Origin of the sequence: Frankia torreyi, assembly GCF_000948395.1 — a bacterium.
GTDB lineage: Bacteria > Actinomycetota > Actinomycetes > Frankiales > Frankiaceae > Frankia > Frankia torreyi.
In genome coordinates this window covers 1-2,164 of the sequence record NZ_JYFN01000137.1, presented here as the reverse complement: position 1 = coordinate 2,164, position 2,164 = coordinate 1, and the positions used below count along the sequence as shown (strand labels likewise).

The window sequence follows — 2,164 nt, the reverse complement described above, 5'->3', positions numbered from 1 at the left end:
GCACCTGCTGACCATCGACTACCCCCACGCCGAGCGGGTGGTGCTGGTCATGGACAACCTCAATACCCACGGCATCGCCTCGCTCTACGAGGCCTTCGACCCCGCCGTCGCGTTCGCTCTCGCCGGGCGCCTCGAGATCCACCACACCCCCAAACACGGCTCCTGGCTCAACATCGCCGAGATCGAACTGGCCGCACTGACCCGCCAATGCCTCGACCGCCGCATCGACGACCTCGACGTGCTCAACACCGAACTCGCCGCCTGGCAGACAGCCGTCAACACCGACCAGCGCCAAGTCCACTGGCACTTCACCACCGCCGACGCCCGCACCAAACTCCGCCACCTATACCCCAAACATTAGTGGCGACGGTCTACTAGCACCCACACTCCCAGGTCCGAGCCCCGACCCCGACTTCGACTCCGACTTCGACTTCGACTTCGAGGATCGTGGTGTGCATGGGAGCGGCGCCCTCTGTCTCCTCCACAGGGATAAATCGGACGCGCAACCCTGTGGAAGGACCATGGAGGCGCTCTCCCACGCATCCGCCGCGGACGCCCGAGCCGTCGCCCGGCGTTCCGCGATCGTCGGAGCGGCTCGCGGCGGTCAGCCCGCAGACCGTGCCGCCGGAGACACTGTGGTCACTGTGGTCACTGTGGTCACTGTTCCGGACAATTTCCGGGAAACCTCCTCGCTTGGCGGCGACGCGCCCCTAAGCTGTCGTTCCGGCAGATATCACGATGGCCGCCGCATCACAGCATGACCGGCGGCAGATCGCATCGAGTTCCAGTCTCCTCACTCTGTTCCGACGATTTCTCGCGTGCGCGCTGGGCCGTCCAGCTCGATTCCAGCTCCGGCCTTCCGCCGCTGTCTCTGCCACTGCCACTGCCACTGCCACTATCGCCGCTGTTTTTCCCACCGGGAAATCCGCGGCGCGGAAGAACGCTGCCCGGAAACGGGCTGCGGCGCAGCAGTTCCCGCCGACTCCCCTGACCTGGAGATGCCCATGGCAAGCGTGCACGACGACGCCGAGACGAAGCTCGCCGAGATCGCGACCGGGCCGGCGGGCGGGCCCACCGACCTCCCGCCCGCCATGACGCGTCCGGCCCCCACCGAGGCCGACCTGCGCCCGGCCCTGTCCCAGGCGGCGAGCTTCGCCCCCCTGCGGGCCGAACCCCGCGAAGGCGTCGGCCGGCGGTTGCTGCGTGGCCGCGCGAAGTCGGCCGAGCTGCTCACCAGCGACGAGTGGATGTACTACCTGTCCGACAGCACGTCGATCGGGCGGATCTCGATCCCCGGAACCCACGAGTCCTGCGCCCGCTACGGCAAGGGAAACATCTTCGTGCCCTGCCAGACGCTCGACGTCGCCGACCAGCTCGACCTGGGCTGCCGGTTCCTCGACATCCGCTGCCGGGTCGTCGGCAGCGGCTCGGACCGGTCGTTCGCCATCCACCACGGCGCCTACTACCAGAGCATCATGTTCGGTGACGTCCAGCAGAAGTGTGCGGACTTCCTCTCCAGCCACCCGTCCGAGTTCATCCTGATGCGGGTGAAGCAGGAGTACTCCAACGAGAGCGACGAGACCTTCCGAGAGATCTTCAACAACAGGTACCTGCGGTCGTACTACTACACCGACGGCGACATCCCGACGGTGGGCCAGGCCCGCGGGAAGATTGTGCTGCTGGGTGACGTGGCGGGCCTCGGCGGCATCAACTACGGCGGGCCGGACCTCGTCATCCAGGACGACTGGGGCAACAGCGACCCGAGCGTGAAGTTCGACGAGATCTGGGCCCAGGCGAACGCGTCGGTCGTCTACCGCGAGCCGGGCGACGACCGCCTCTACGTCAACTACGTGAGCGCGAACGACCCGCCGTGGATCGCGCCGGACGGCTACGCCGACCTCATCCAGCCGCCGCTCTACGACGCGATCTGGGGCAACATCGAGCAGTGGCGCACCGTGGGCCAGTTGGGCGTCATGCCGCTCGACTTCTTCGACTCCGACGACGGCTGGAACGAGGGGCTGATCAGCGGAATCGTCTACTGGAACTACAACTGGTAGTGCCAGTGGCCTTCTAGTAGGACTTGATTAGGTCTGTCTGTGGTTGTACTGACTGTCGTCTTCATGTGTGTGGCGGTGGTTGGTATGAGACAGGACGAGATGGCCCG

Annotated in this window: 2 protein-coding genes; both read left to right on the top strand. The window is 66.2% G+C overall.

All coding sequences use genetic code 11. From position 1 onward, the window contains the following. A partial coding sequence (locus tag FF36_RS31185) for a transposase (protein ID WP_044888801.1) occupies positions 1-361 on the top strand: 361 nt, incomplete at its 5' end. A 643-nt stretch (positions 362-1,004) separates the two neighbouring features. Further along, complete coding sequence (locus FF36_RS31180; protein ID WP_052681692.1) at positions 1,005-2,057, top strand: phosphatidylinositol-specific phospholipase C; 1,053 nt, start codon at positions 1,005-1,007, stop codon at positions 2,055-2,057. The last annotated feature ends 107 nt before the right edge of the window (positions 2,058-2,164 follow it).

Excerpts from the sequence above, each read along its gene's own strand:
- FF36_RS31180 (WP_052681692.1), top strand. The coding sequence starts at position 1,005 with ATGGCAAGCGTGCACGACGACGCCGAGACGAAGCTCGCCGAGATCGCG.